This window comes from Pseudomonas sp. B2021, from assembly GCF_018135665.1.
GTDB classification, from domain to species: Bacteria; Pseudomonadota; Gammaproteobacteria; order Pseudomonadales; family Pseudomonadaceae; genus Aquipseudomonas; species Aquipseudomonas lactis.
Map to the genome: position 1 here is coordinate 1,209,285 of NZ_SMOF01000001.1, position 26,893 is coordinate 1,236,177.

The following is a 26,893-nucleotide window of genomic DNA, read 5'->3' on the forward strand; positions in this document are numbered from 1 at the left end:
GCGGGCTTGCTCGCGAAGGCGGGCTGGCAGTCAACACGGTTGGATTGTGTACATATCCATTGCTGCGGTAACGGCCGCTTAGGGTTCCGCTCTGACAGCGGCTCACTTTTGAAAAGCGCAAAAGTAAGCAAAACGCTCTTGCCCCACCACTCGGCACCTCGCCTAGGCTCGGTGTGCCCGTAATCCGCCAGTGATTTGGGGGGGCGCCGCCACGCGCCATCCATGGCGCGGGGCGGCTAAACCGGCATCCCTGCCGGTTTACCCCCCAAATCACTGTCGAATTCCGGCCAGCGTGGTTTGACGGGGCGCTTGAGATCAAGATCAAAAGCAGATCAAGAGCAGATCAAGAGCGGCTCGCTTCGCATCGTGGTTACCGTCGATTGCTGGAACGCAATGACGTCTGGATAATGGCGTAACGCTAGCATTTGCTGGCTCCTGCAAATCATTCCTTTGGCTGATTTGGCTGAAACATAAGCGCTCTACAGTGCAGGTCTTCAAGCCAAGACCGTGCAGTCATTAAAGGGATTCTTATGTTGCAGACCCGTGTTATCCCGCCCGCCGAAGGTGCGTACCAATATCCGCTGTTGATCAAGCGCCTGTTGATGTCCGGGACTCGCTACGAGAAGACCCGGGAAATTATCTATCGCGACAAGCTGCGCTACAGCTACCCCACGCTGATCGAGCGCGTTGCGCGCCTGGCCAATGTGCTGACTGAAGCCGGGGTCAAGGCCGGTGATACCGTGGCGGTGATGGACTGGGACAGCCACCGTTACTTGGAGTGCATGTTCGCCATCCCGATGATTGGCGCGGTGATTCACACCATTAACGTGCGGCTGTCGCCGGAGCAGATTCTGTACACCATGAACCACGCCGAAGACCGCTTTGTGCTGGTCAACAGTGAGTTCGTGGGGCTCTACCAGGCGATTGCCGGGCAGCTCACTACCGTCGACAAGACCTTGTTGATTACCGATGGTGACACCCACACCGCCGAGCTACCCAATCTTGTCGGTGAGTACGAAACCCTCCTGGCCGCCGCCAGCCCCAGCTATGACTTCGAGGATTTTGACGAAAACTCGGTCGCCACCACCTTCTACACCACCGGCACCACCGGTAACCCCAAAGGTGTGTACTTCACCCATCGGCAACTGGTGCTGCACACCATTGGCGTGGCGACCATCATGGGCAGCGTCGACAGCGTGCGGCTGCTGGGCACCAACGACGTGTACATGCCGATCACGCCGATGTTCCACGTACACGCCTGGGGATTGCCGTATGTGGCGACCATGCTCGGGCTCAAGCAGGTGTACCCTGGCCGCTACGACCCGGAATACCTGGTAGAACTGTGGCGCAAGGAGAAGGTGACGTTCTCCCACTGTGTGCCGACCATCCTGCAAATGGTGCTCAACGCCAAGGCTGCGCAGAACGTGGATTTCGGCGGTTGGAAAATCGTCATCGGCGGCAGCGCCCTCAACCGTTCGCTGTACGAAGCCGCCAAGGCTCGGGGCATTCAACTGACCGCCGCGTATGGCATGTCCGAGACCGGGCCGCTGGTGTCTTGCGCTCACCTCAATGATGAGTTGATGGCCGGCAGCGAAGATGAGCGCACCACCTACCGCATCAAGGCCGGTGTGCCGGGCCCGTTGGTTGAGGCGGCAATCATGGACACTGACGGTCATTTCCTGCCCGCCGATGGCGAAACCCAGGGCGAACTGGTGCTGCGCGCGCCGTGGCTGACCGAGGGTTACTACAAAGAACCGCAAAAGGGCACCGAACTCTGGGCCGGTGGTTGGTTGCACACCGGTGATGTGGCCACGCTGGATGCCTTCGGCGTGATTGATATCCGCGACCGCATCAAGGATGTGATCAAGACCGGCGGCGAATGGATCTCTTCCCTGGCTCTGGAAGACCTGGTCAGCCGCCACCCGGCGGTGCGGGAAGTGGCGGTGGTAGGCATTGCCGATCCGCAATGGGGCGAGCGTCCCTTCGCGCTGTTGGTGGTGCGTGAAGGGCATGTGATCGATGCGCGAGAGCTCAAGGAACACCTCAAGCCTTTTGTCGAGCTGGGCCATTTGAGCAAGTGGGCGATCCCGAGCCAGATCGCCGTTGTTACTGAAATTCCCAAGACCAGTGTCGGCAAGCTCGACAAGAAACGTATCCGTGTCGACATCATCGAATGGCAGGCCAACAACAGCACGTTCCTGTCCACGCTCTAAGCCCTCTCGCCGCGCCCGTTCGGGCGCGGCAATGCTCTATATCAAGCCTTTACTTGTGATTTGCCGAATTTCAGCCATCCTTCCCGCGTCGACCTTCGTCGGCGTGGCGAAAGGGTTGTGGCAGACAGGTTGGTGATGCAAATCACACTTTAGAGGGATCAAGCACTACCCCCCTCTGGCTATAGTCCCTTTCAGAGTTTTTCGCGGATGTTGCGCTTCGAGCCATGGAGGCTCGGTGGCGATGCGGCATTGGAATCGTTGTATCCCGGCCGTTACATCTGAAGAAAGGGCTCACTGCCATAACAATAAAATATGCACATGGAGTAGCGTCGATGACCTCAGTAAACCAGTTCTGGCGCCGGGCAAGACTGCCCCTGGCCGTCAGCCTCGCTTCTACGCTCGCCGGGCCGGCATTCGGCGTCAGTTTCAACATTGGTGAAATCGAAGGGAGCTTTGACTCGTCGCTTTCCGTGGGGGCGAGCTGGTCCACGGCCAAACCCAATCGTGACCTGATCGGTGCCAACAACGGCGGCAAGGGCCTGTCCCAGACCTCCGATGACGGCCACCTGAACTTCAAGCGCGGCGAGACCTTCTCGAAGATCTTCAAGGGCATCCACGACCTGGAACTGAAGTACGGCGACACCGGTGTGTTTGTGCGGGGCAAGTACTGGTACGACTTCGAACTCAAGGACGAAAGCCGTCCGTTCAAGGACATCAGCGACAACAACCGCAAAGAGGGCGCCAAGTCTTCGGGCGGGCAGATTCTCGACGCATTCGTCTACCACAACTATTCCATTGCCGATGCGCCGGGTTCCGTGCGTTTTGGTAAGCAGGTGGTGAGCTGGGGCGAAAGTACCTTCATCGGTGGCGGCATCAACTCCATCAACCCGATCGACGTGTCGGCGTTTCGTCGTCCGGGGGCCGAGATCAAGGAAGGCTTGATCCCGGTGAACATGTTCTACGTGTCCCAGTCGCTCACCGACAACCTGTCGGCCGAGGCGTTTTACCAGCTGGAGTGGGACCAGACCGTGACCGATAACTGCGGCACCTTCTTCTCGCAGCCGGACGTGATCTCCGATGGTTGCAGCAATAACCTGCGGGTACTGAACAAGCGTTCCACCATTCCTGCCGCCGCCCTGCCGACCCTGGGGGCCTTGGGTGTGGACGTCAACAGCGAAGGCGTGCTGGTGCGCCGTGGGCCGGACCGTGATGCACGCGACAGCGGCCAGTTCGGCGTGGCCATGCGCTACAACTTCGAACCGCTGGATACTGAGTTCGGCGCGTATTTCATGAACTACCATAGCCGTGCGCCGATCTTCAGTGCACAGGGCGCGCCATCGGCGGCCTACACGCGTCCGCTGGGGCCACTGGGAGCCTTGCGGCCGTTGATCGTGGCGGGCAGCTCGAATTACTTCGTCGAGTACCCGGAAGATATCCGCCTCTACGGCCTGAGCTTCTCCACCACCTTGCCTACCGGCACCGCCTGGAGTGGTGAGTTGAGCTACCGTCCGAATGCGCCGGTGCAGTTGAGCACCACTGACATTCTGTTCGCCGGTGTCACGCCGATCCCAGGCTTTGGCAATGCGTCTGTGCTCAAGGGCACGCCGGGCCAGGACCTGCACGGCTACAACCGCAAGGAAGTCACCCAGTTCCAGACCACCTTCACGCACTTCTTCGACCAGGTCATGGGCGCCAGCCGCCTCACCACCGTCGGTGAAATCGGCGTGACCCACGTGGGCGGCCTGGAAAGCAAATCCCAGGCTCGTTACGGCCGCGACCCAGTGTTCGGCCCAGGCACGTTGCCAGGTGGGTTCTGCAACGCCCTCAACAACTCCACCGCCAACGGCGCCGGCTTGCCCAACGCTGCCGGCCTGAACACCAACTGCAATAACGACGGTTACACCACTGCAACGTCTTGGGGCTACCGTGCCCGTGCCATCTGGGAATACCCGGATGTGTTCGCGGGCGTGAACCTCAAGCCTAACGTGGCCTGGTCCCATGACGTCAAAGGTTACTCGCCAGGCCCTGGCGGCAACTTTGAAGAAGGTCGCAAGGCGGTCAGCCTGGGCCTGGATGCCGAATACCAGAACACCTACACCGCGAGCCTGGCGTACACCAACTTCTTTGGTGGCAAGTTCAGCACCGTGGATGACCGCGACTTTGTCGCCTTGAGCTTCGGCGCCAACTTCTAAGCACACTCTTTTCAAGTGGCATGTATTCAGGAAGACCAGAGCATGAAAATAACAAAAAGTCTGTTGCACGTGGGTGTGCTTGGGCTGTCGATCCTGGCGAGTAACGTCATGGCGGCAGTCTCGGCAGATGAAGCCGCCAAGCTCGGCACGACCCTGACCCCGATGGGCGCCGAGATGGCGGGTAACGCGGCTGGCACCATTCCAAAATGGTCGCCATTGCCGACCAATGCCGGCGCAGTCGACGCCCGTGGTTTCCTCGCCAACCCGTATGCCAGCGAGCAACCGCAGTTCACCATCACCGCGCAGAACGTCGAGCAATACAAAGACAAGCTGGCCCCCGGGCAATACGCGATGTTCAAGCGTTACCCGGACAGCTTCAAGATGCCGGTGTACCCGACCCATCGCGGTGCCACCGTGCCGGCTGAGGTGTTTGCCTCGATCAAGAAAAACGCCACCACCACCAACCTGGTGTCCGGCGGCAACGGCCTGGAAAACTTCGAAACCGCCGTCCCGTTCCCGATTCCCAAGAGCGGCGTTGAAGTGATCTGGAACCACATCACCCGTTACCGCGGCGGCAGCGTCACCCGCCTGGTCACCCAGGCCACCCCGCAAACCAACGGTTCCTACAGCCTGGTGTATTTCCGCGACCAGTTCGTGTTCCGCGACAAGATGAAGGACTTCGATCCGAAAAACCCAGGCAACGTGCTGTTCTACTTCAAGCAGCAAGTGACTGCGCCAGCGCGCCTGGCCGGTGGTGTACTGCTGGTGCACGAAACCCTGGACCAGGTCAAAGAACCGCGGTCGGCCTGGGTCTACAACGCCGGTCAGCGCCGCGTGCGTCGGGCGCCCCAAGTCTCCTATGACGGGCCGGGCACCGCCGCCGATGGCCTGCGCACTTCCGACAACCTCGACATGTACAACGGTGCGCCGGACCGCTACGACTGGAAGCTGGAAGGCAAGAAAGAAATCTACATCGCCTCCAACAGCTACAAGGTCGACGATCCCAAGCTCAAGTACGCCGACATCATCAAGGCTGGCCACATCAACCAGGACCTGGCTCGCTACGAGCTGCGCCGTGTCTGGCACGTGGTCGCCACCTTGAAGGAAGGCCAGCGCCACATTTACGCCAAGCGTGACTTCTACATTGACGAAGACACCTGGCAAGCCGCGGTGATCGACCACTACGACGGTCGTGGCCAACTGTGGCGTGTCGCCGAAGCCCATGCCGAGAACTACTACGACAAGCAAGTGCCGTGGTACGCCCTGGAAACCCTCTACGACCTGCAGTCCGGCCGCTACCTGGCCTTGGGCATGAAGAACGAAGAGAAGCAGGCCTATGACTTTGGCTTCACCGCCAGCACCAGCGACTTCACCCCAGCGGCCCTGCGCCAGGACGGTGTTCGCTAACCTCTGCTAATGATCGCTCCCACGCTCTGCGTGGGAGCGCTTCCTGTGACGCTCTGCGTCACGCCTCACGCGCCCATCCTGAATGGGCGCGTTGTTTTTGAGCCCTTCGCGAGCAAGCTCGCTCCTACTTCTTTCTTGGTGGCTGGAAGAGATATTTTTTGTCGCAGTTCTTTTTCAGCCATTTGTTGCAAAGATCTACAATCCCGCCGCTTTTACCGCTAGTCTGCGGACATCTGCAATGCCGACAACAGCCTTCTACAAGAGCCCGGCGATGACTGATCTGTCCCGAACCCATGGGCCTGCCAGTGTGGTGATGCCGACCCTGGAAGGCCGCTTCTACAGGCCGCCGCTGCCTGACGGCTACGTGCTGCGCCCACGCCTGTGCGAACGGCTGAATGCGGGCCTGGAGGGGCGACTGTTGCTGGTCAGCGCGCCTGCTGGGTTTGGCAAGAGTTCGTTGGCGGTGGAGTTTTGCCAGGGCTTGCCAGCTCAGTGGCAAAGCCTCTGGTTGGGCCTGAGCCCAAGGGACAGTGACCCCGGCCGTTTCCTGGAGCGGCTGCTCGACGGCTTGCAACAGTATTTCCCGCAACTCGGCGCCCAATCCATGGGCTTGCTGAAAATGCGCCAGCGTCACCAACCCTTTGCCTTCGAAGAATGGCTCGATGGCCTGCTCGACGAGCTGGCCATGCACCTGTCTGCGCGTTCGCCGTTATTGCTGGTGCTGGATGACTATCACCTGGCCCAGGGCCCGGTGCTGGATCGCTGCCTGCAATTTTTCCTCAACCATTTGCCTGATGGACTGGTGGTGCTGGTCACCAGCCGGCAGCGTCCGGACTGGCACCTGGCACGCCTGCGCCTGTCGCGGCACCTGTTGGAACTGCATGAGCAAGACCTGCGCCTGACTCACGATGAATCCCTGGCGGTGCTGGATGGACACGGCAATGCGTTGCGCGGTGAGGCGTTGGAAAACCTGATCCGCCGTAGCGAGGGCTGGGTCGCCGGCCTGCGCTTCTGGCTGTTGGCGGCCTCCGAAGCGGGCAGTGAGGGCGCCTTGCCCCAAAGCCTGCACGGTGGCGAAGGGCTGATTCGCGATTACCTGCTCGAAGAAGTCATCGACTGCCTTCCCGCAGAAGTGCAAGCGTTCCTGTACGACACCGCACCGCAGGAGCGCTTTTGCAGCGAACTGTGCGACGCCATCCGAGAGGCCCATGACAGCGCAGAAATCCTGCGTTATCTGCAGGCTCATCAAGTGTTCCTGGTGCCGTTGGATGAGCAAGGGCACTGGTACCGCTATCACCATTTGTTCTCCGATCTGCTGCGCACCCGCCGCGAGAAGAGTGCCACCTTGCCGCCGGCCAGCTTGCACTTGCGCGCTTGTCGCTGGTTTAACGCCCAGGGCTTGATCGACGAGGCGGTGGAGCAGGCGCTGCGGGCCGGGCACCTGGATGTGGCGGCGAACCTGGTGCAGAACCTGTCCGAAGAGCAACTGCTGGCAGAGCAGAACATCGGCATGCTGCTGCGCTGGAAGATGGACCTGCCCGACAGCTTGCTGATCAGCACGCCGCGTTTGATCGTGCTGTACAGCTGGGCGCTGGGGCTCGCATGCCAACTGGATGCGGCGCAGGAACTGTCCAGTTACCTCAGCCGCTTCCTGCCGGCGCCATCGGCCACCGCGCAAAAATCCATGTTGGCCCAATGGTTGGCGCTGAGCGGGATCATTGCCCGTGGGCGCGGAGACCGTGAGCTGACTCAGCGCTATTGCCAAGAGGCGTTGGAAAGCCTGCCGCAAAAGCGTTACGGCCAGCGCCTGGTGTGCCTCTCGACTCTGTCCAACCTGGCAATCGCCGATGCCGACCTGTGGCGCGCCCGTGGCCTGAACCGCGAATCTCTGGAACTGGCGCAGCGCGTCGGTAACCCCTTGTTTGAGGCCTTGGCCCATTACGACCGAGCGCGGGTGTTGCAGTCGCGAGGTGAGATCCTGCGTTCTCTGGATGAAGTTCGCCAAGGCCTGGAGCGCCTGCATGGGCTGGCACCCCAGCGCCTGTATGCCGTGCGCGCACGGTTGTCGCTTTACGAAGGTTACCTGCTGTTGGTGCGTTACCAGCCCGAAGCCGGCCTTGCGCGTTTGCGCGCCGGCCTGACCGAGGCCCGCGCCTGCCGCGATATCAGTGTGCTGATCGGGCACTGTGTCATCGCCAGTTTCGAAGGGCGGCGTGGGGAGTTTGCCAATGCCTTTGCCGAACTGGCCGAGGCCGAGCGCTTGATGCACATCTGGGATGTGCCGCCGATCTATTACCTGGCGATGATCACCCTGATCAAATGCGAGCTGTGGCTGGCCCAGGGTCGCACTGACCTGGCCGACGCCTGGCTGGCCCGCCTGGGGCAGACCTACAACGGCGAGCACGCCGCGGCCGCCCCCGAGTTTCATCCGCACCTGCCGCAACATATCGAGCTGCAACAAGCCGCGCTCGATGCCACTCGCCATCAACCCGACAGTGCGCTGCAACGCCTCGAAGCGCTGGCCCAGCAGGCCCATGACAGCGGGCGCCAGATGATTGCCCTGATGGCGCTGGTCCAGCAGGTGCAGTTGCTTCTGGAGAATGGCCAGGAGGCTAAGGCCAGGCCGGTATTGGCCCGTGCCCTGCAAGCCGGCTCGGGCGGTGCGTTGCAGCCGTTTCAACGCGTGTTGGAGGGTTACCCCCAGTGGATGCGCGAGCAGCTGGGCAAGGACTCCCATGGGCTGCTCAACCAGAGCTTGCTGGCGCTGCTGCCCCAAGTCATTGCGGTTGAAGCCTCACCTCAACAGGAAACCCTGAGCACCCGAGAGCTGGCAGTGCTGCAGCTGATTGCCCAAGGCTGTTCAAACCAGGAAATCAGCAATCAGCTGTTCATCTCCCTGCACACGGTGAAGACCCACGCCAGCCACATCAACAGCAAGCTCGGCGTGGAGCGTCGTACCCAGGCAGTCGCGCGGGCCAAGTCCATGGGCTTGCTGGCCTGAGCCCGTGGCTCAAGGCGCGGTCGGGCAGCCCTTGAGTGAAGTGTCGACGGTCTGATTGATCAGCGCCGCGAACCGCTTGAGGTTGTTCTGGTGCGCCACCACCAGTTCGTCGATGCTCGGCCCGGCAGGCGACTGCAAAGTGGTGCGGCAGGTCAACGCCGGACGGTCGCCATTGATTTGCCTCAGGCGCCAGCGCACATCGAGCAACGCGTACTGCCCCGGTACCGAGTCAAAGCGCTGCACGTCCACGCGCAACGCCACGGCTTGCCGGGCATTGCTGCTGGCCAACTGGTCCACCAGGGCGCTCTTAAGCTCATCGGCGAGGGTGGCCGCCCACCACTGGGTTTCAAGAATCGCCAGGCCGCTGTCGCCCTGGCGAATCACTATCTGCGCGCGGTCGACCTGAGGCGGCACGCTGATGCTCTCAATGCGTACACCGCCGGCCTCTGCTCGCGTACTCGGGCTCAAGTGTGCCGGGGTCAGGGTGTGAAAGGCGATGGGTTCACTGCGACAGGCACCGAGCATCAGCAGGGCGCTCAGCAACGTGATCTTCAACGGCAATGTCATGGCGGCTCCAATGGTCATTTGCGGGGTGGCCCTTGCAGGTCCGTCGGTGCGGCGTTATCGGGGCGGCCGCGAATCAGCGACTCCGGATGCCGGCCCAGGTAATCCGAAAGCTCGCGCAGGGAGCGCGACATGCGCCCCAACTCGTCGAGGGTCTGGGTCAGTTGTTCACGCTGTGGCGAGTCTTCGGCCAGGGTTGAACTGGCCGATTGCAGGGTCTTGCTCACGTCGGTCAAGGTCGTCTGCACACCCGGCAGTGTCTTGGCGTTGAATTGCGCCAGGCCCTTGCGCAGTTCGACCAGGCTGGCATCGAGGTTGCCGGCAATGCGCTCGACAGGCAGTTGGCTGATCTTGTTGACGATGCCTTCGAACTTCTCTTGCAGTTGTTCCAGGTTGCCCGGGATGGTGGGGATGCCCACGGGTCGCTGGTTCGGGTCGAACGCGACTTTCTCGGCCTTGGGGTAGAAGTCCAGGGCGATGTACAGCTGGCCAGTCAGCAAGTTGCCGCTGCGGGCCTGGGCGCGCAGACCGTTTTCGATGAAGGTACCAATCAGGCGTACGCCGGCGGCCTCATCGTCAGGGTTATTGTTCATGGCCTTGAGCAGCTTGGTGTGGGCCTCGCCGAGCAGTTGCGGGTAGATCACGATGCCGACATTGACCGGGAAGGTGCGTTTCTTCGCATCGAAATCCAGGTTGATCGATACAACCCTGCCGAACTCCACGCCAAGGAACTCCACCGGTGCGTCGACTTTCAGCCCGCGCAGAGCCTGATCGAAACGCAGGACCATGTATTGGCCCTTGCCGTTGGGTGGGGCGAGGGCGCTTTGCTGGTCTTCGAACAACTCAAAGCTGCGACTTTCTTCGGCCGGTTTGTCATTGGGGTTGTAGGGCGGCGCCTGGAAGGCGATCCCGCCCATCAACATGGACGACAAGGATTCGGTTTTCAGCGCGAAGCCATTGGCGCCAACGCTCAAGTCGACGCCACTGGCGTTCCAGAACCGCGTGTTCTCAGTGATGTACACGTCATTGGGCGCATGCACGAAGATCTCGACATTCACGCCCTTGCCCTCGTTGTCCAGCTCATAGGCCACCACCTGGCCCACCGGGATTTTGCGGTAATAGACCGGCGAGCCGATGTCCAGGGAGCCCAGAGCCTGGGTGTGCAGGGTGAAGCGCTTGCCCGGCTCGCCGTAAGTGATGGGCGGCGGGTTTTCCAAGCCGGTAAAGTGCTTGGCGCGGGTCTCGGACTGGCCGATGTCTGCGCCGATGTAGTCGCCGGACAACAACGTGTCGATGCCCGACACGCCGCCTGCGCCAATGCGCGGGCGCACCACCCAGAATTTCGAATCTTCGCGGGTGAAGCTTTCGGCCTGTTTGACCAGCTCGACGGTGGCGTTGACGCTTTTCTGGTCATCACTCAGGGCCACGGCAGTTACCTGGCCGATCACCACGTTGCGGTATTTGACCTCGGTTTTGTTGGCAACCAGCCCGCTGCCGGTCTTGAAGTTGAGGACGATGGTCGGCCCTTGTTGCATGACGCTGTGGATCACCAGCGAGATCCCCACCAGCACGGCGACAATCGGCACGATCCAGACCAGCGAAACGCTGAAACGACGCGTCTTGATCACGGGTTGCCCCGCAGGGGTGTCAGCCTTGGATGAGCTCATCCGAGGTCTCCTCGTTAGGTGGGTTTTCCCAGATTAGCCGGGGATCAAAGCTCATGGCCGCGAGCATCGTAAACACGACCACCAGGCCAAAAAACAGAATACCCAGGCGCGGTTCGATCGTGCCCAGGGCTTGAAACTTCACCAGCGCGGCCACCAGGGCGACCACGATGACATCGAGCATCGACCAGTAGCCGATCAGTTCGATAAACCGAAACAGCTTCGAACGCTCCTTGCGCGCCCACTGGCTATTGCGCTGCACGGTGACCAGCAGCAGCCCCAGCGACAAGAACTTGATGCCCGGCACGGCAATGCTGGCGATGAAAATGATCAGCGCAATGTCCCAGGCGCCATGCTGCCAGAACTCCAGCACGCCGCTCATGATGGTGCTGTCTGCGCCCGAGCCGAGCATGGTGGTGTTCATCACCGGCAATAAATTGGCCGGGACATAAAAGGCGAGGGCAGTGAGCATGTAGGCCCAGGTTCGGGTCAGGGACTGCACCTTGCGCCGATGCAGCGCGGCGCCACAGCGGTCGCACTCGGTGGGTTCAAGGCGCATGTCGCAGGGCTGGCCGCAGGTGTGGCACAGGCACAGGTTCAGCTCGCGAGCGGTGGGCGGTGAATTCATACGGTGTCCCACAGGTCACGCACATCGCGCCCGGCAATGCGGATCAGCAACAGGCTCAGGGCGGCCAAGGCAAACAGGCCGGTGCCAGGGATCACATCCAGCATGCCGGCCAGCTTGAACACCGCGACCATCGCGCCCAGCAGGCACACCTCCAGCATGCTCCAAGGCCTGAGCGCTTCGAGCCAGCGCATGCACAGCTTGAACGCTGGCGAGCGCCGGCCGGCCAAGGCGAAACTCAGCACCCAGATCAGCAACGCTAGCTGAAACACCGGGGCGATAATGATGGAGATCGCTGCCACCAGTGCAATGAACGTGATTGGCCCCAGGCTCAGTGCAACCACTGAGTCCCAGAGGGTGGCGCTGTTTTTCAAGCCTTGCAGGCTGATGCTCATCACCGGGTAAAAGTTGGCAAAGGTCCACAGCACTGCGGCAGTCACCGTCAGGGCCAGACGTTGTTGCACCGACAGGCCGTTATAGCGCTGCAGCACGCCCGAGCAACGTACGCACAGGGCTTTCTGATGTTTGGCGAGCGTGACTTTCTCGTACACGCAGTCGCAGTGTTCGCAGATGATCTGTTGATTCGCCATGGGTGTTGCTCCAAATGCGACTGACTGCAGCGGGGGATTTCAATGGCGCGTGTGTAGCTTAGCAGCGGATAGATCGCGCAATCGACGCCTTCCCGCGCAGAGGCAAGCTACACCATACTGCACTTGGAACGCGCCAGAGAGCTTGCAGGACACCCATGACTATTGAAAAACAACCGTTGATTCGCGAAACCTTTCCCGTCGGGCCGTTGCAGTGCAACTGCACCATCATTGGCGACCCGATCACTAAAAAAGCCATCGTAGTCGACCCTGGCGGCAATCACGAGTTGATCCTGGCGCGCCTTGATGCACTGGGCCTGAAGGTGGTGAGCATTATCCACACCCATGCTCACCTTGATCATTTCCTGGCCTCCGGGCAATTGAAAGAAAAGACCGGCGCCACGCTGCACCTGCACAAAGAGGATCAATTTCTGTGGGACAACCTGGAAATGCAATGCCAGATGTTTCGCGTGCCCTACGTCCCGGTGCCGTCTCCGGATCGCTGGCTGGAGCATGACGAAGAACTTGCCTGCGGTTGTGGCGTAGCCTTGCATACTCCTGGGCATACACCGGGCTCGATGAGTTTCTGGTTTGCCGACGCCAAGCTGTTGATCGCCGGCGATACCTTGTTTCGTCGCGGGGTAGGACGTACGGATTTATGGGGCGGCGACCAGGCGACGATTGTGCGGTCGATCAAGCAGCGCCTGTATACGCTGGATGAAGGCGCGACGGTGGTCACTGGGCATGGGCCGGATACGTTGCTGGGCGATGAGATGCGGGAGAATCCTTTCGTGCGTGCGTGATGGGTTGTCGGCTCTGATACAAGCCGGTACAGACACACAGGCACAGACCCAAGCCAAAGACAGCTATGCTTTACGCACCCCTCCACGGAATTTTTACCGTTTGTCGCGTTCCAAACTCGGCACAGGTCCATTGCCAATGTCCTCTGCATCACAGAATGCAAAAGTAGGAGCTTCCTTCATGTTCACTCCGCGTCGTCTGCTTGTTGTCGCTACCGCCGTAGCCCTGTTGTCTGGCTGCGCCTCACCTAACCCTTATGACGGCAGCCAGGGACAGGCCAGCAATGGTTCCGAAAGCGGCATGAGCAAAACCGCCAAATACGGCGGCCTCGGTGCGCTGGCTGGCGCATTGGCCGGTGCGGCCATCGACCATAACAACCGTGGCAAGGGCGCGCTGATTGGCGCGGTGGTTGCGGGTGCCGGTGCGGCAGGTTATGGCTACTACGCCGACCAGCAAGAGAAAAAACTGCGTGAAAGCATGGCCAACACCGGGGTTGAGGTGCAGCGCCAGGGTGACCAGATCAAGCTGATCATGCCGGGTAACATTACCTTCGCCACCAACTCGGACGCGATCTCCAGCAGCTTCTACCAGCCGCTGAACAACCTGGCCAACTCCCTCAAGCAGTTCAACCAGAACACCATCCAGATCGTTGGCTACACTGACAGCACCGGTAGCCGTCAACTGAACATGGACCTGTCCCAGCGCCGTGCGCAGAGCGTGGCCAACTACCTGACCTCCCAAGGCGTCAACGGTGCCAACCTGAGCGCACGCGGTGCCGGCCCGGATAACCCGATTGCCAGCAACGGCGATGTGAACGGCCGTGCCCAGAACCGTCGTGTCGAGGTCAACCTCGGCCCGATCCCTGGCCAGCAATACGGCCAACCTGCGGGCCAGCAGCAGGCGCCACAGCAGAACAACCAGTTCCAGGGCAACCCGTACCAGCAATACCAGTAAACGTTAAACACTAAAAAGGGCGCCGTGCAGTCAATGCACGGCGCCCTTTTTTGATCGTTCCCACGCTCTGCGTGGGAATGCCCGCTCCTTCGGACGCTCCGCGTCCTACTCTTGGCGCAAAAGCTGAAGCGTGTGCGGTGACGCGGAGCGTCACGGGATGCGTTCCCACGCAGAGCGTGGGAACGATCAGGCACCTTCGATCTACATCAGTCGATGTATTCGAACACCTTCACAATCTTCTGTACGCCCGACACGCCCTGCACCAGGTTGGCGGCGCGGGTGGCTTCGGCCTGGGTCAGCAAGCCCATCATGTAGACGATGCCGTTGTCGGTGACGATCTTGATCCGCGAACCAGGCACCGCACTGTCGGTCAGCATCTGAGCCTTGATCTTGGTGGTCAGCAAGGCATCGTTGCTGATGGCCAGCAGGGTGATCGGGTCCATGACCTGCAGTTCGTTGTGGACCTTCTTGACGCGTTGCACGCCGGCGGCGGCTTGCTCGGCCTGGGCCTTGAGATCGGCGCGGGGCGTTTGGCCTGCCAGCAGGACCACGCCATTGAAGCTGGTCACTACAATGCGCGAGGCACCGTTGCCCAGGTCGGTAGCGGCCTTGGCGACGTTGACCTTCACCTTGGTTTCGATCAGCGAATCATCAATGGTGCTGCCGAACGTACGTGTGCCCCGGTCATCCTGGATAGGGGTGTCCCGTGTAGCGGTGATAGCCGAGCTGCAGCCACTGATGGCGACGCACAGCGTGATGGCCAAAAGACTGAGGCGATTAACGGTCATTCTTCACTCCCGAACAGTTGGCTGTCGATCAGATCGCACAGGCAGTGGATCGCCAGCAGATGAACTTCTTGGATACGTGCAGTGATATTGGCCGGGACGCGAATCTCCACGTCCTCAGGCAGCAGCAGCGACGCCATGCCGCCGCCGTCGCGACCGGTCAAGGCTACGACAATCATTTCGCGATCATGTGCGGCCTGGATCGCTTGAATAATATTGGCCGAGTTGCCGCTGGTGGAAATCGCCAGCAACACATCGCCGGGCTGGCCGAGGGCGCGGATCTGCTTGGAGAAGATTTCGTTGTAGCTGTAGTCGTTGGCAATCGAAGTGATCGTCGACGAATCGGTGGTCAAGGCAATAGCCGGCAGGCTCGGGCGCTCGCGTTCGAAGCGGTTGAGCAGCTCGGAGGAAAAATGCTGGGCATCGCCGGCCGAACCACCGTTGCCGCACGAAAGCATTTTGCCTTCGTTGAGCAAGGCATTGACCATCACCTGGCTGGCTTGCTCGATGTGCGGTGCAAGTACGTCCATCGCCTGTTGCTTGGTGTCGATGCTGGCCTGGAAAAGCTGGCGAATTCGGGATTGCATGTCCATCTGTGTGACCTTAAGTAGCGCGGCTGTTTGGCACAGGTAATGTGCAGCCCGCAAAGCAAAGAGCAAAAATGAGTGGTGAAGGTGCCCGGCGAATCAGCTGTCGAAGGCATTTTTGAGCCAGGTCAGATCAGCTGTGCCTGACGGGGTGCTTTCCATGGCAACCACATCGAAACGGCAGGGGCAGTCAGCCCAGCGATGCTCTTTTTGCAGAAAAAACTGCGCGGCGAGTATCAGCTTTTGACGCTTGCGCCCGTCGATACTGGCGAGCGCGCCACCCCATTGTGCGTGTTTTCTGTAGCGGACTTCGACGAATACTACTGTATCGCCGTCAAGCATGACCAGATCAAGCTCGCCGCGTTTACATAACCAGTTCTGCGCCAGAAGGCGCAGACCCTGTTGTTGCAGGTAATTGAGTGCATGCAGTTCGGCATCCTTGCCGCTTTGTGCGCTGGACCGCTCGGGCATCAGCGTGGGGTATCAGGCAGGCGCTGAATGTCGCCGCCGACGAACTTCGCCCACGGCATCTGGCGATCGACGCGCTGGTTGGCGCTGATGCCCAGGTTGCCCGAGAGGCCGTCGACACGAGTGTCCGGCAGTGCCTTGAGCTGGCCCAGGCGTGGCGCCAGGCGGTAGGCATCCACGCCCATCGCATAGAGGCGGCCCAGGCTGCCATTGGCTTGCGGCCATTGTGCGGCGACTTGGTTGCGCAGCGGGTCGGTGGTGTTAAGCAGCCAAGGGGTTTCGCAGAACATGACATTGGTCATGTCCAGGTACTGGTTGCGGTCACCGCTGGCACTGAACACGTGAGAGGTCGCGTACACCGGCACATCGCCGGCGTATTGGAAGTTCAGGGTCGGTTTGATCTGTTGGGCCAGTTGCGGCGTGACGGCCAGGAAGATGAACTCGATGTCCTGGCGACGCGAAGGCTGGGCGGCCACGTCGGTGCCGACCGTGCTTTGCAGGCTCTTGGCGCGGCCTTCGCTCTTGCGCAGTTGGAACAGATCGGCGATCTGCTGGGCCAGGGCCACAGGCTGATCGACATATTCCACGCCCATGACGGTGCCACCATTGGCTTCCCAATCCTGGCGGAACGCCTTGTACACGCGCTCACCCCATTCGCCACGGGGCACCATGGCGGCGGCGCGATGCAGGCCATCGGCACGCGCTCGGCGCGATACTTCGCGGGCTTCGTCTTCAGCGGCCAGGCCGAACTGGAACAGCTGCGCCGGGCCTTGATCGGTCTCGCTGTAGTTCAGGGCCAGGGTGGTGATCGGCAACTGCGGGCGTGCGCTGAGTTGCTTGACCAGCGGTTTTTCCAGCGGGCCGACCACCAGTTGCACGCCGGCGGCCTGGGCCTTGGCGTAGAAGTCGTCGAGGGAGGTCAGGCGCGAGCTGTCATAGAACTCGATAACCGGTGGCTTTTGCCCGGCTTGCTCAGCCTGGTAGTGAGCCGCCATGAAGCCTTCGCGCAGCGCTTTGCCCACAGCGGCCAGCGGGCCTTCCTGGGGCAGCAGCAGGGCGATCTTGTTCAGGGGCTGGCTGGCCAGTTCCTTGAGCTTGGTCAGCGGCGCTGGCAGTTGCACCGCCGCCGGGTGGCCCGGGTTCTGCGCGCGCCAGGTGTCGATGGCGGCTTGTTGTTGCTCCAGCGTACCGGCGCCCTTGACCGCCTGGGCCAGGGTGATCCAACCATCGAGTGTCGGGTTGCCGGTGGCTTGCAGCTGTTCGGCTGGCAGCGCGGCAATCAATACCCAAATGGCTTCGTGGTTGCTGCTGGCAGCCTCACCCGTCAGCAGGGGCGCCATGGCCACGCGCTCACGAGCGGCGGCGAGGGTCTGGCCGTCGGCTTCATAGGCGCGTGCATGCACGGTGCCGGTGCGGATCTGCTGGTCGGTCGGCAGTTCCTTCAGGCTTTGCAGGCTGGGGTGGTTCAGCGCTGCCAAGGCCGCCTTGGGCTGGTTGCGCCCCATGGCTAGTTCTGCGGCCAGGGTGCTGGCAAATACTTGCGCGGCTGGCTTCAGGGCATCCAGGGGCACTTGCGCAAGGATCTGCGAGGAGCGGCCGGGATTGTTCTGCTGGTAGGCCAGGTCTGCCGCGCTCAGGCGCAGCAACGCGGCTTTTTCTGGCGTCTTGGCGTTCGTCGCCTGTTCGAGCAGTTGCTCGATACTGGCATCGGGCGTGCGTGGCAGTTCGCCAAGACTGGAGGAGGGCGAACTGGCGCAAGCGGCCAGCAAGGCAGCGAGGCAGAGGACGGAGAGCAGCCGCAGGCAAGCGATCATGTAAGTGTTCCTGATACCGATCAAATTAGCGTGGAAGTGTACCCAAGCACTGGCCCAGGCGCGATGTTCATGGCGTTAAACCGTGGATTTAGGTCGTGCAAATGTTGCCAGTAGCTGACGGTGGCTGAAACGGCATCGGCCGTGATGGCATATTTTCAAGGCTTCTACGCGCTACAATGTGACTTTTGCCAACCATCGAGGTGTGCGCTTTGACTGCTCCAGGTCCTTTGAATTCCACTGCAGGCTCGCTTTTTGTGGTGGCGACGCCCATTGGCAACCTGGACGACATCAGTGCCCGGGCGCTGAAGGTGTTGCGCGAGGTGAAATTGATCGCGGCAGAAGACACGCGGCACTCCCAACGGTTGATGCAGCATTTTGGTATCAGCACGCCATTAGCGGCCTGCCACGAACACAACGAACGTGAAGAGGGTAGCCGCTTCATCACGCGCCTTTTGGCGGGTGATGACGTCGCACTGATTTCTGACGCGGGCACGCCGCTGATTTCCGACCCTGGTTACCACCTGGTCCGCCAGGCGCGCGCCGCTGGTATCAATGTAGTGCCTGTTCCAGGAGCCTGCGCGCTGATTGCTGCATTATCGGCCGCCGGGTTGCCCTCGGACCGCTTTATCTTCGAAGGCTTCCTGCCCGCCAAGGCTGTAGGGCGTCGGGCGCGTCTGCAGGCACTTAAAGAAGAACCGCGCACCTTGATCTTCTATGAGGCCCCGCATCGCATTCTTGAATGCCTGCAAGACATGGAGCTGGTGTTTGGCGGCGAGCGCCTGGCCTTGCTGGCCCGGGAGTTGACCAAGACCTTCGAAACCCTCAAGGGGCTGCCGCTGGAGGCGTTGCGGGCGTTTGTCGAGGGCGATAGCAATCAGCAGCGCGGCGAATGCGTGGTGCTGGTAGCCGGCTGGACCGCGCCGGAGAGTGAAGACGCGGTGGGCAGCGAGGCCATGCGCATCCTCGATTTGTTGCTCAAGGAAATGCCACTCAAGCGCGCCGCCGCCCTGGCTGCCGAAATTACCGGGGTGCGCAAGAATGTGTTGTATCAGGTCGCGCTCGATAAACAGAAGGCCGAATAGTTCCGGGGCCAAAACTGTATTTCGTCTGAACGTGATGGCAATGCTGCACTTTTAATACTTGTCCTCAAGCCGCCGTGCCGTTAACCTTCGCGGCGGAGAGTCGATTGGACAGTCGCTGCCCTCTATGAAAATTAGGGGGGGGAGGAAAGTCCGGGCTCCATAGGGCGAAGTGCCAGGTAATGCCTGGGAGGCGTGAGCCTACGGAAAGTGCCACAGAAAATAACCGCCTAAGCACTTCGGTGCCGGTAAGGGTGAAAAGGTGCGGTAAGAGCGCACCGCACGACTGGCAACAGTTCGTGGCTAGGTAAACCCCACTTGGAGCAAGACCAAATAGGGTCCCAAGGCGTGGCCCGCGCTGGGACCGGGTAGGTTGCTAAAGATGTCCAGTGATGGCCATCGTAGACGAATGACTGTTCAAGACAGAACCCGGCTTACAGATCGACTCTCCACCTTTTCTCCTTGCGTTCGAATCTCGTGCGCAAACCCGGTAGTAACGCAAGAATCCCTCCCTGCCAAATCATTGGCAGATGCATCTTCGTAATACCAAAAAAATCTTACTCTTAATAAAACACTTTAACTTTAAGCCCTAGCTCTTTGAGCTGTTTGCTGTTGTTGAGTCAAAAACATCGCAAAACTCTCGTTTCTCCTCCCTTTACCTTCCTAAATCTCCGTTCTGTAAGGCTTTTCCTTGAATACGCGCCTTGACGGTGTGGTGGGCGCATTCCTATAGTGTGCGCAAGTGGCGGAAAGTGGCACAAAGTGGGTTTTTTGAACGTAAAACGCTAAAATTTGGAGAAACGCATCTGTGTTTCGCGGAGCTAACGCTATCAGTCTCGATGCAAAAGGCCGTCTCGCCATGCCGAGCCGGTATCGTGACGAGCTCATTTCGCGAAGTTCAGGGCAGTTAATCATCACGATTGACGCCGTTGACCCCTGTTTGTGTGTTTACCCCCTCGACGAGTGGGAGTTGATTGAAACCAAGTTGCGCGCGCTGCCTTCATTGCGAGAAGAAAACCGCCGCCTTCAGCGTTTGCTGATCGGTAATGCCGTCGACCTTGAACTCGATGGCAGCGGTCGTTTCCTGGTGCCTCCGCGACTGCGCGAGTACGCCAAGCTGGACAAGCGCGCAATGCTGGTAGGCCAACTGAACAAGTTCCAATTGTGGGACGAAGATGCCTGGGATGCTGTTTCTGCAGCGGACCTGGCTGCTATTCAACAACCGGGCGCCATGCCTGATGAACTGCGTGATTTGATCCTGTGACTATTGATAGCGGCTTTAACCACATCACCGTACTGCTTGACGAAGCCGTTGAGGCTCTCGCCGTACGTGCCGATGGCTGCTATGTCGATGGCACATTCGGCAGGGGCGGGCATAGCCGGTTGATACTCAGCCAGCTCGGGTCCGACGGCAAACTCCTCGGGTTCGACAAAGATCCTCAAGCGATTGCCACCGGGCAAGCGCTAGCGGCCGAAGACGGCCGCTTTGTCGTTGTGCAGCGCAGCTTTGCCGAGCTGGGCGCCGAAGTTGCCGAGCGCGGCATGGCGGGCAAGGTGGCCGGGGTTCTGCTCGACCTGGGCGTGTCTTCGCCGCAGCTCGATGACCCGGAGCGCGGCTTCAGCTTCATGAACGACGGCCCCCTCGACATGCGCATGGACCCTACCCGTGGGGTCAGTGCTGCACAGTTCATCGCCACCGCACCGGTGGAAGAAATCGCCCGTGTGTTCAAGGAATATGGTGAAGAGCGCTTCGCCGGGCGCATGGCGCGTGCCGTGGTCGAGCGCCGCGAAATCCAGCCGTTCGAACGCACCGCTGACCTGGCCGAAGTGCTGAAGGTCGCCAATCCGGCCTGGGAAAAGGGCAAGAACCCGGCGACCCGTGCGTTCCAGGGCCTGCGCATTCACGTCAACAACGAATTGGGCGATCTGGAAGCCGGCCTCGAAGCCGCTCTGGATGCTTTGGAAGTGGGCGGTCGCCTGGTGGTGATCAGCTTCCACTCCCTGGAAGACCGCATCGTCAAACTCTTCATGCGTCGTCTGGTCAAGGGCGAATCCGACAACCTGCCGCGTAACCTGCCGGTGCGTTTCGAAGCCTTTGTGCCGAAAATCAAAATCCATGGCAAAGCGCAGTTCGCTTCCGAAGCCGAACTCAAGGCCAACCCACGTTCCCGTAGCGCCGTCATGCGTGTTGCGGAGAAGTTGCGGTGAGCAAGCTTTTCGCCAAGCCCCTCCCGGGCGGCAGCTTCTTTATGTTGCTGCTGTTTGTCGGCGTGCTGGTGTCCGCGATTGCGGTGTCCTACAGCGCCCACTGGAACCGTCAGTTGCTCAATACCCTGTACGGGGAATTGAGCGTGCGTGATAAAGCCCAGGCAGAGTGGGGCCGGTTGATCCTTGAGCAAAGCACCTGGACGGCCCACAGCCGTATCGAAGTGCTGGCCACCGAACAGCTGAAGATGCACATCCCTGGCGCGGCTGAAGTCCGCATGGTGGCGCCATGATGAAACTCGAAGGGGCACTCTACCCGTGGCGCTTCCGCCTGATGCTCGGCTTGCTGGCATTGATGGTGGGCGCGATCGTCTGGCGCATCTTCGACCTGCAGGTCGTCGACCGCGACTTCCTGATCGGCCAGGGTGACGCCCGCAGCCTGCGGCATATTCCGATTCCTGCACACCGCGGCCTGATCACCGACCGTAATGGCGAGCCCCTGGCCGTCAGTACCCCGGTGACCACCCTGTGGGCCAACGCCAAGGAACTGCAAGTTGCCAAGGACAAGTGGCCTGAACTGGCGGCTGCCCTGGGGCAAGACCGCAAGGCCCTGACCGAGCGCCTGGAAGCCCAGGCCAACAAAGAATTCATCTACCTGGTGCGCGGGCTTACCCCTGAGCAAGGCCAGCAAGTGCTCGACCTTAAAATCCCCGGTGTCTACGGTATCGAGGAATTTCGGCGTTTCTACCCGGCCGGTGAAACCACCGCGCACATGGTGGGTTTCACCGACATCGATGACCACGGCCGCGAAGGGGTCGAACTGGCCTATGACGAATGGCTGGCTGGGGTTCCGGGCAAACGCCAGGTCATCAAGGATCGGCGCGGCAGGCTGATCAAGGACGTCCAGGTCACCAAGAACGCCAAGGCTGGCAAGCCTCTGGCGTTGTCGATCGATTTGCGCCTGCAATACCTGGCCAACCGCGAACTGCGTAACGCGATCATCGAGAACGGCGCCAAAGCCGGCAGCCTGGTGATCATGGACGTGAAGACCGGCGAGATCCTCGCCATGGTCAACCAGCCGACCTATAACCCCAACAACCGTCGCAACCTGCAACCGGCGATGATGCGTAACCGCGCAATGATCGACGTGTTCGAGCCGGGTTCGACCATGAAAGCCATCTCCATGAGCGCTGCCCTGGAAACCGGGCGCTGGAAACCTAGCGACAAGGTCGAGGTTTATCCAGGCACCTTGCAGTTGGGCAAATACACTATTCGTGACGTATCCCGCACTGAAGGTCCGGTGCTGGATCTGACAGGCATCCTGATCAACTCCAGTAACGTGGGCATGAGTAAGGTTGCCTTCGACATTGGCGGTGAAACGATCTATCACCTGGCGCAAAAAATCGGCCTGGGGCAACCCACCGGCCTCGATTTCCCAGGTGAGCGCGTGGGCAACCTGCCGAACTACCGCGAATGGAGAAAAGCCGAGACTGCCACGCTGTCCTACGGCTACGGCCTGTCGGTGACCGCCATCCAGTTGGCCCACGCTTTCTCGGTATTGGCCAATAACGGCCGCATGGTTCCACTGAGCCTGATCCATGTCGACGAAGCGCCAAAAGCCACCCAAGTGATCCCGGAAAACGTCGCCAAGACCATGCAAGGCATGTTGCAACAAGTGATCGAGGCACCGCGTGGCGTATTCCGCGCCCAGGTGCCGGCGTACCACGTTGCGGGCAAGTCGGGTACGGCGCGTAAGACTTCGGTGGGCACCAAAGGCTATGCCGAAAACTCCTACCGATCGCTGTTCGCCGGCTTCGGCCCAATGAGCGACCCGCGCTACGCCATCGTCGTGGTCATCGACGAGCCTAGTAAAGCCGGCTACTTCGGTGGCCTGGTTTCGGCCCCGGTGTTCAGCAAAGTGATGTCCGGCACCCTGCGCCTGATGAACATCACGCCGGACAACCTGCCGCCGACTCAACAAGCCAACGCCGGCCCACCGGCCGCAGCGGTCAAAGCCAATGGAGGGCGCGGCTGATGTCTCTTAGCCTGAACAAGATTTTTGCCCATGCCGGCCACGATCTGCTGATTCGTGAGCTGACTCTGGACAGCCGTAATGTGCGCGCCGGTGACCTGTTCCTGGCGGTACCCGGCGGCAAGCTCGATGGCCGTGCGCATATCGCCGATGCCCTGCAACGCGGTGCGGCGGCGGTTGCCTATGAAGTGCAAGGCGCCACCGTGCTGCCGATCACCGATGTGCCGTTGATTCCGGTCAAGGGCCTGGCTGCGCAGCTTTCTGACATCGCCGGGCGTTTCTACGGTGACCCGAGCCGCCAACTCAACCTGGTGGGCGTGACGGGTACCAACGGCAAGACCAGCGTGACCCAATTGGTCGCCCAGGCGTTGGACCTGCTGGGTCAGCACTGCGGCATCGTCGGCACCCTGGGCACCGGTTTCTATGGCGCGCTGCAAAGCGGCCTGCACACCACGCCAAACCCGATTGCCGTACAAGCGACCCTGGCCGACCTGAAAAAGGCCGGCGCCAAGGCGGTTGCCATGGAAGTGTCTTCCCACGGTCTGGACCAAGGGCGAGTCACTGCCCTGGCCTTTGACGTGGCGGTGATGACCAACCTGTCCCGCGATCACCTCGACTACCACGGCACCATGGAAGCGTACGCCGCCGCCAAGGCCAAGCTGTTTGCCTGGAATGACCTGAAGTGCCGGGTGGTCAACCTCGACGACGCGTTTGGCCGCCAACTGGCGGGCCAAGACAGCGACGCGCGCTTGATCAGCTATAGCCTGCAAGATGCCAGCGCCTACCTGTATTGCCGCGAAGCCCAATTCAATGACGAAGGCGTGCGTGCCACCTTGGTGACGCCGCAGGGCGAGCACCACTTGCGCAGCACCTTGCTCGGGCGGTTCAACCTGAGCAACGTGCTCGCCGCTATCGGTGCACTGCTGGGCCTGGACTACGCCCTGGATGAAATCCTGCGGGTACTGCCGAAGCTGGAAGGCCCGGCCGGTCGCATGCAGCGCCTGGGTGGCGGCACACAACCGCTGGTGGTGGTCGATTACGCCCACACTCCGGATGCCCTGGAAAAAGTCCTCGAAGCCCTGCGCCCACATGCCAAGGGCAAGCTGCTGTGCCTGTTCGGTTGTGGCGGTGATCGCGATCGCGGCAAGCGCCCATTGATGGCCGAGATCGTCGAGCGCTTGGCCGATGGCGTACTCGTCACCGACGACAACCCGCGCAGCGAAGACCCAAGCCAGATTTTCGACGACATCCGTGTCGGTTTCAAAGACGCCTCCAAGGTCACGTTTGTGGCTGGTCGCGGCGCCGCCATTGCCCAGCTGATCGCCAGTGCCGGCGCGGACGACGTAGTGGTGCTCGCGGGTAAAGGCCACGAGGACTATCAGGAAATCAACGGTGAGCGCCATGCCTTCTCCGATCTGGTCGAGGCGGATCACGCCCTGACCGCCTGGGAGGTCGCCCATGCTTAAAGCGATGACATTCAGCGAGCTGGCCCAGGCCCTGTCGGCCCGTGTGCTGTCGAGCGACTGCACATTCAATGGCGTGAGTATCGACAGCCGTAACATCCAGCCGGGGCAACTGTTTGTCGCCCTGGCCGGCCCGCGTTTCGATGGCCACGACTACCTCAACGACGTTGCCGCCAAAGGTGCCGTCGGTGCCCTGGTACAGCGTGAAGTGGCCGATTCCGCCTTGCCGCAATTGCTGGTAGCCGACACCCGCCTGGCCCTGGGCCAACTGGGCGCGCTTAACCGCGCCGCTTTTGATAAGCCGGTGGCGGCCATTACCGGTTCCAGCGGCAAGACCACGGTCAAGGAACTGCTTGCCGGCGTCTTGCGCACGCGCGGGCCGGTACTCGCGACCCGTGGCAACCTGAACAATGATTTCGGCGCACCGCTGACCCTGCTCGAACTGGCCCCGGAACACACGGCGGCAGTGATCGAACTGGGGGCTTCGCGCATCGGCGAAATCGCCTACACCGTGGCGCTGACCCAGCCGCACGTGGCGATCATCAATAACGCCGGTACCGCCCATGTCGGCGAGTTCGGCGGCCCGGAAAAAATCGTCGAAGCCAAGGGCGAAATCCTTGAAGGCCTCGACGCTTCGGGCACTGCGGTACTGAACCTGGATGACAAGGCCTTCGAGACCTGGCATGTACGCGCCGCCGGTCGCAAGGTCCTGACGTTTGCGGTGCTCAATGCCGCAGCCGATTTTTACGCCTCCAACATCAATGTCGATGCCCGTGGCTGCCCGTCTTTCACCTTGCACACCCCGCAAGGTGATGAGCACGTGCAGTTGAATTTGCTAGGCAACCATAACGTCGCCAACGCCTTGGCCGCCGCCGCTGCCGCCCATGCCCTGGGTGTGTCGCTGTTCGGTATTGCCACAGGCCTGGGCGCGGTGCAGCCAGTCAAGGGCCGCACCGTGGCGCAACTGGCTGGCAACGGCATGCGCGTGATCGATGACACCTACAACGCCAACCCGTCCTCCATCAATGCCGCTGTGGACCTGCTCAAAGGCTTTGATGGGCGCAAGGTCCTGGTACTGGGCGACATCGGCGAACTGGGCGATTGGGCTGAACAAGGCCACCGTGAAGTCGGCGCCTATGCCGCCGGCAAAGTGGACGCGCTCTACGCCGTTGGTACGAACATGGCCCATGCGGTCAACGCTTTCGGCCCTGGCGCGCGGCACTTCGCCAGCCAGGCCGAGCTGATCCAGGCGTTGACGGCGGCTGAACATGACACACACACAACCATTTTGATCAAGGGATCGCGCAGCGCGGTGATGGAAAACGTCGTCGCAGCCTTGTGTGGCTCAAGTACGGAGAAACATTAATGCTGCTGCTGCTGGCTGAGTATCTGCAACAGTTCCACAAAGGCTTCGCGGTCTTCCAGTACCTGACCCTGCGCGGGATCCTGGGTGTGCTGACCGCGCTGTCTTTGTCGCTGTTTTTAGGGCCGTGGATGATCCGCACCCTGCAGAACCTGCAAATTGGTCAATCGGTTCGTAACGACGGCCCGCAGTCGCACCTGTCCAAGTCCGGCACGCCCACCATGGGCGGTGCGCTGATTCTGTCGTCCATCGGCGTCAGCACCTTGCTGTGGGCCGACCTGCATAACCGCTACGTGTGGGTGGTGCTGCTGGTGACCCTGCTGTTCGGTGCCATCGGCTGGGTGGATGACTACCGCAAAGTGATCGAGAAAAACTCCAAGGGGCTGCCAAGCCGCTGGAAGTATTTCTGGCAGTCGGTGTTCGGCCTGGCCGCCGCGATCTTCCTGTACACCACCGCGCCAAGTGCCGTGGAAACCACCTTGATCATCCCGATGCTCAAGGACGTGAGCATCCCGCTGGGTGTTGGTTTTGTGGTGCTGACCTACTTCGTGATCGTCGGCTCCAGCAACGCGGTGAACCTGACCGACGGCCTCGACGGCCTGGCGATCATGCCGACGGTGATGGTGGGCGGCGCGCTCGGCATCTTCTGCTACCTGTCGGGTAACGTGAAATTCGCGGAATACCTGTTGATTCCTTATGTACCGGGCGCTGGTGAACTGATCGTGTTCTGCGGCGCGCTGATCGGTGCCGGCCTGGGGTTCCTGTGGTTCAACACCTACCCGGCACAAGTCTTCATGGGCGACGTCGGCGCACTGGCGCTGGGCGCGGCCTTGGGCACCATCGCGGTGATCGTTCGCCAGGAAATCGTGCTGTTCATCATGGGCGGCGTGTTCGTGATGGAAACCCTGTCGGTGGTCATCCAGGTCGCGTCCTTCAAGTTGACCGGGCGCCGCGTGTTCCGCATGGCGCCGATTCACCACCACTTTGAACTCAAGGGCTGGCCTGAGCCACGCGTGATTGTCCGCTTCTGGATCATCACCGTGATTCTGGTACTGGTCGGCCTTGCCACCCTGAAACTGAGGTAGAAAC

The 26,893-nt window shown here is 60.9% G+C and carries 22 protein-coding genes and 1 other RNA gene; 15 read left to right on the forward strand and 8 right to left on the reverse strand.

Annotation, left to right across the window (positions count from 1 at the left end; translation table 11 throughout):
- Positions 1-530: 530 nt before the first annotated feature.
- The 4 genes from E1K68_RS05425 to E1K68_RS05440 all read left to right on the forward strand — a co-directional run bounded on the left by E1K68_RS05425 (position 531) and on the right by E1K68_RS05440 (position 8,813).
- The gene (locus tag E1K68_RS05425) at positions 531-2,213 is read left to right on the forward strand and encodes a fatty acid--CoA ligase (RefSeq protein ID WP_003188638.1); all 1,683 of its coding nucleotides are present in this window, start codon (positions 531-533) and stop codon (positions 2,211-2,213) included.
- A gap of 332 nt (positions 2,214-2,545) precedes the next feature.
- Positions 2,546-4,405: a DUF1302 domain-containing protein gene (locus E1K68_RS05430; RefSeq protein WP_003188640.1), complete on the forward strand. Its 1,860-nt coding sequence runs from the start codon at positions 2,546-2,548 to the stop codon at positions 4,403-4,405.
- Positions 4,406-4,447: 42 nt separating this feature from the next.
- Positions 4,448-5,812, forward strand: coding sequence for a DUF1329 domain-containing protein (locus tag E1K68_RS05435; protein ID WP_003188642.1), 1,365 nt, complete (start codon positions 4,448-4,450; stop codon positions 5,810-5,812).
- A gap of 271 nt (positions 5,813-6,083) precedes the next feature.
- Positions 6,084-8,813, forward strand: coding sequence for a LuxR C-terminal-related transcriptional regulator (locus tag E1K68_RS05440; protein WP_057710937.1), 2,730 nt, complete (start codon positions 6,084-6,086; stop codon positions 8,811-8,813).
- Positions 8,814-8,822: 9 nt separating this feature from the next.
- Here E1K68_RS05440 and E1K68_RS05445 read toward each other — a convergent pair whose 3' ends face one another.
- Genes E1K68_RS05445 through E1K68_RS05460 form a run of 4 tightly spaced genes read right to left on the reverse strand, consistent with a single transcriptional unit; the run spans position 8,823 to position 12,256 of the window.
- Entirely contained in the window at positions 8,823-9,380 is a 558-nt protein-coding gene (locus E1K68_RS05445; protein WP_034134885.1) for a PqiC family protein, read from the reverse strand.
- 14 nt (positions 9,381-9,394) lie between these two features.
- Positions 9,395-11,044: an MlaD family protein gene (locus E1K68_RS05450; RefSeq protein WP_003188647.1), complete on the reverse strand. Its 1,650-nt coding sequence runs from the start codon at positions 11,042-11,044 to the stop codon at positions 9,395-9,397.
- Positions 11,025-11,669: a paraquat-inducible protein A gene (locus E1K68_RS05455; RefSeq protein WP_003188648.1), complete on the reverse strand. Its 645-nt coding sequence runs from the start codon at positions 11,667-11,669 to the stop codon at positions 11,025-11,027. The genes E1K68_RS05450 and E1K68_RS05455 overlap by 20 nt, the downstream gene beginning before the upstream one ends.
- Positions 11,666-12,256 (reverse strand): paraquat-inducible protein A, encoded by a 591-nt coding sequence (locus E1K68_RS05460; RefSeq protein ID WP_034134888.1) that lies wholly within the window; start codon positions 12,254-12,256, stop codon positions 11,666-11,668. Before E1K68_RS05460 ends, E1K68_RS05455 begins: the two co-directional genes overlap by 4 nt.
- Positions 12,257-12,411: 155 nt before the next feature.
- Between E1K68_RS05460 and E1K68_RS05465 the strand changes: the two genes are divergently transcribed.
- Positions 12,412-13,056 carry an MBL fold metallo-hydrolase gene (locus E1K68_RS05465; protein WP_003188651.1) on the forward strand — a complete coding sequence of 215 codons (645 nt, stop codon included), beginning with the start codon at positions 12,412-12,414 and terminating at the stop codon, positions 13,054-13,056.
- Between the two features lie 178 nt (positions 13,057-13,234).
- Positions 13,235-14,008, forward strand: coding sequence for an OmpA family lipoprotein (locus E1K68_RS05470; protein WP_003188654.1), 774 nt, complete (start codon positions 13,235-13,237; stop codon positions 14,006-14,008).
- A gap of 206 nt (positions 14,009-14,214) precedes the next feature.
- Here E1K68_RS05470 and E1K68_RS05475 read toward each other — a convergent pair whose 3' ends face one another.
- The 4 genes from E1K68_RS05475 to E1K68_RS05490 form a co-directional block, all read right to left on the reverse strand.
- Complete coding sequence (locus E1K68_RS05475; RefSeq protein WP_003188655.1) at positions 14,215-14,796, reverse strand: BON domain-containing protein; 582 nt, start codon at positions 14,794-14,796, stop codon at positions 14,215-14,217.
- Complete coding sequence (locus tag E1K68_RS05480; protein WP_186651830.1) at positions 14,793-15,386, reverse strand: phosphoheptose isomerase; 594 nt, start codon at positions 15,384-15,386, stop codon at positions 14,793-14,795. Before E1K68_RS05480 ends, E1K68_RS05475 begins: the two co-directional genes overlap by 4 nt.
- A 93-nt stretch (positions 15,387-15,479) precedes the next feature.
- Positions 15,480-15,851 carry a YraN family protein gene (locus tag E1K68_RS05485; RefSeq protein WP_003188656.1) on the reverse strand — a complete coding sequence of 124 codons (372 nt, stop codon included), beginning with the start codon at positions 15,849-15,851 and terminating at the stop codon, positions 15,480-15,482.
- The gene (locus E1K68_RS05490; protein WP_212613850.1) at positions 15,851-17,662 is read right to left on the reverse strand and encodes a penicillin-binding protein activator; all 1,812 of its coding nucleotides are present in this window, start codon (positions 17,660-17,662) and stop codon (positions 15,851-15,853) included. Before E1K68_RS05490 ends, E1K68_RS05485 begins: the two co-directional genes overlap by 1 nt.
- Positions 17,663-17,871: 209 nt before the next feature.
- On the opposite strand from E1K68_RS05490, the gene rsmI reads away from it, so the two are divergent.
- The 9 genes from rsmI to mraY all read left to right on the forward strand — a co-directional run bounded on the left by rsmI (position 17,872) and on the right by mraY (position 26,889).
- Positions 17,872-18,744, forward strand: coding sequence for a 16S rRNA (cytidine(1402)-2'-O)-methyltransferase (gene rsmI, locus E1K68_RS05495; RefSeq protein ID WP_034134890.1), 873 nt, complete (start codon positions 17,872-17,874; stop codon positions 18,742-18,744).
- Positions 18,745-18,840: 96 nt separating this feature from the next.
- Positions 18,841-19,194: RNase P RNA component class A (gene rnpB, locus E1K68_RS05500), an RNA gene on the forward strand.
- 355 nt (positions 19,195-19,549) lie between these two features.
- Positions 19,550-20,005 (forward strand): division/cell wall cluster transcriptional repressor MraZ, encoded by a 456-nt coding sequence (mraZ, locus tag E1K68_RS05505; protein ID WP_003171868.1) that lies wholly within the window; start codon positions 19,550-19,552, stop codon positions 20,003-20,005.
- 2 nt (positions 20,006-20,007) lie between these two features.
- On the forward strand, positions 20,008-20,949 hold the full coding sequence (gene rsmH, locus E1K68_RS05510; RefSeq protein ID WP_087149552.1) for a 16S rRNA (cytosine(1402)-N(4))-methyltransferase RsmH: 942 nt from the start codon (positions 20,008-20,010) through the stop codon (positions 20,947-20,949).
- Positions 20,946-21,239: a cell division protein FtsL gene (ftsL, locus tag E1K68_RS05515; RefSeq protein ID WP_003188663.1), complete on the forward strand. Its 294-nt coding sequence runs from the start codon at positions 20,946-20,948 to the stop codon at positions 21,237-21,239. Before rsmH ends, ftsL begins: the two co-directional genes overlap by 4 nt.
- Positions 21,239-22,981, forward strand: a complete 1,743-nt coding sequence (locus E1K68_RS05520) for a penicillin-binding protein 2 (RefSeq protein ID WP_019816949.1) — start codon at positions 21,239-21,241, stop codon at positions 22,979-22,981. The genes ftsL and E1K68_RS05520 overlap by 1 nt, the downstream gene beginning before the upstream one ends.
- Positions 22,981-24,444 (forward strand): UDP-N-acetylmuramoyl-L-alanyl-D-glutamate--2,6-diaminopimelate ligase, encoded by a 1,464-nt coding sequence (locus tag E1K68_RS05525; protein WP_034134891.1) that lies wholly within the window; start codon positions 22,981-22,983, stop codon positions 24,442-24,444. The genes E1K68_RS05520 and E1K68_RS05525 overlap by 1 nt, the downstream gene beginning before the upstream one ends.
- The gene (gene murF, locus E1K68_RS05530; RefSeq protein WP_003188669.1) at positions 24,437-25,807 is read left to right on the forward strand and encodes a UDP-N-acetylmuramoyl-tripeptide--D-alanyl-D-alanine ligase; all 1,371 of its coding nucleotides are present in this window, start codon (positions 24,437-24,439) and stop codon (positions 25,805-25,807) included. Before E1K68_RS05525 ends, murF begins: the two co-directional genes overlap by 8 nt.
- On the forward strand, positions 25,807-26,889 hold the full coding sequence (mraY, locus tag E1K68_RS05535) for a phospho-N-acetylmuramoyl-pentapeptide-transferase (protein WP_003188670.1): 1,083 nt from the start codon (positions 25,807-25,809) through the stop codon (positions 26,887-26,889). Before murF ends, mraY begins: the two co-directional genes overlap by 1 nt.
- The last annotated feature ends 4 nt before the right edge of the window (positions 26,890-26,893 follow it).

What these genes read in the sequence shown, in the direction of transcription:
- E1K68_RS05425 (WP_003188638.1), top strand. Translation starts at nt 531, where the DNA reads ATGTTGCAGACCCGTGTTATCCCGCCCGCCGAAGGTGCGTACCAATAT.
- E1K68_RS05430 (WP_003188640.1), top strand. Translation starts at nt 2,546, where the DNA reads ATGACCTCAGTAAACCAGTTCTGGCGCCGGGCAAGACTGCCCCTGGCC.
- E1K68_RS05435 (WP_003188642.1), top strand. Translation starts at nt 4,448, where the DNA reads ATGAAAATAACAAAAAGTCTGTTGCACGTGGGTGTGCTTGGGCTGTCG.
- E1K68_RS05440 (WP_057710937.1), top strand. Translation starts at nt 6,084, where the DNA reads ATGACTGATCTGTCCCGAACCCATGGGCCTGCCAGTGTGGTGATGCCG.
- E1K68_RS05445 (WP_034134885.1), bottom strand. Translation starts at nt 9,380, where the DNA reads ATGACATTGCCGTTGAAGATCACGTTGCTGAGCGCCCTGCTGATGCTC.
- E1K68_RS05450 (WP_003188647.1), bottom strand. Translation starts at nt 11,044, where the DNA reads ATGAGCTCATCCAAGGCTGACACCCCTGCGGGGCAACCCGTGATCAAG.
- E1K68_RS05455 (WP_003188648.1), bottom strand. Translation starts at nt 11,669, where the DNA reads ATGAATTCACCGCCCACCGCTCGCGAGCTGAACCTGTGCCTGTGCCAC.
- E1K68_RS05460 (WP_034134888.1), bottom strand. Translation starts at nt 12,256, where the DNA reads ATGGCGAATCAACAGATCATCTGCGAACACTGCGACTGCGTGTACGAG.
- E1K68_RS05465 (WP_003188651.1), top strand. Translation starts at nt 12,412, where the DNA reads ATGACTATTGAAAAACAACCGTTGATTCGCGAAACCTTTCCCGTCGGG.
- E1K68_RS05470 (WP_003188654.1), top strand. Translation starts at nt 13,235, where the DNA reads ATGTTCACTCCGCGTCGTCTGCTTGTTGTCGCTACCGCCGTAGCCCTG.
- E1K68_RS05475 (WP_003188655.1), bottom strand. Translation starts at nt 14,796, where the DNA reads ATGACCGTTAATCGCCTCAGTCTTTTGGCCATCACGCTGTGCGTCGCC.
- E1K68_RS05480 (WP_186651830.1), bottom strand. Translation starts at nt 15,386, where the DNA reads ATGGACATGCAATCCCGAATTCGCCAGCTTTTCCAGGCCAGCATCGAC.
- E1K68_RS05485 (WP_003188656.1), bottom strand. Translation starts at nt 15,851, where the DNA reads ATGCCCGAGCGGTCCAGCGCACAAAGCGGCAAGGATGCCGAACTGCAT.
- E1K68_RS05490 (WP_212613850.1), bottom strand. Translation starts at nt 17,662, where the DNA reads ATGATCGCTTGCCTGCGGCTGCTCTCCGTCCTCTGCCTCGCTGCCTTG.
- E1K68_RS05520 (WP_019816949.1), top strand. Translation starts at nt 21,239, where the DNA reads ATGAAACTCGAAGGGGCACTCTACCCGTGGCGCTTCCGCCTGATGCTC.
- E1K68_RS05525 (WP_034134891.1), top strand. Translation starts at nt 22,981, where the DNA reads ATGTCTCTTAGCCTGAACAAGATTTTTGCCCATGCCGGCCACGATCTG.
- murF (WP_003188669.1), top strand. Translation starts at nt 24,437, where the DNA reads ATGCTTAAAGCGATGACATTCAGCGAGCTGGCCCAGGCCCTGTCGGCC.
- mraY (WP_003188670.1), top strand. Translation starts at nt 25,807, where the DNA reads ATGCTGCTGCTGCTGGCTGAGTATCTGCAACAGTTCCACAAAGGCTTC.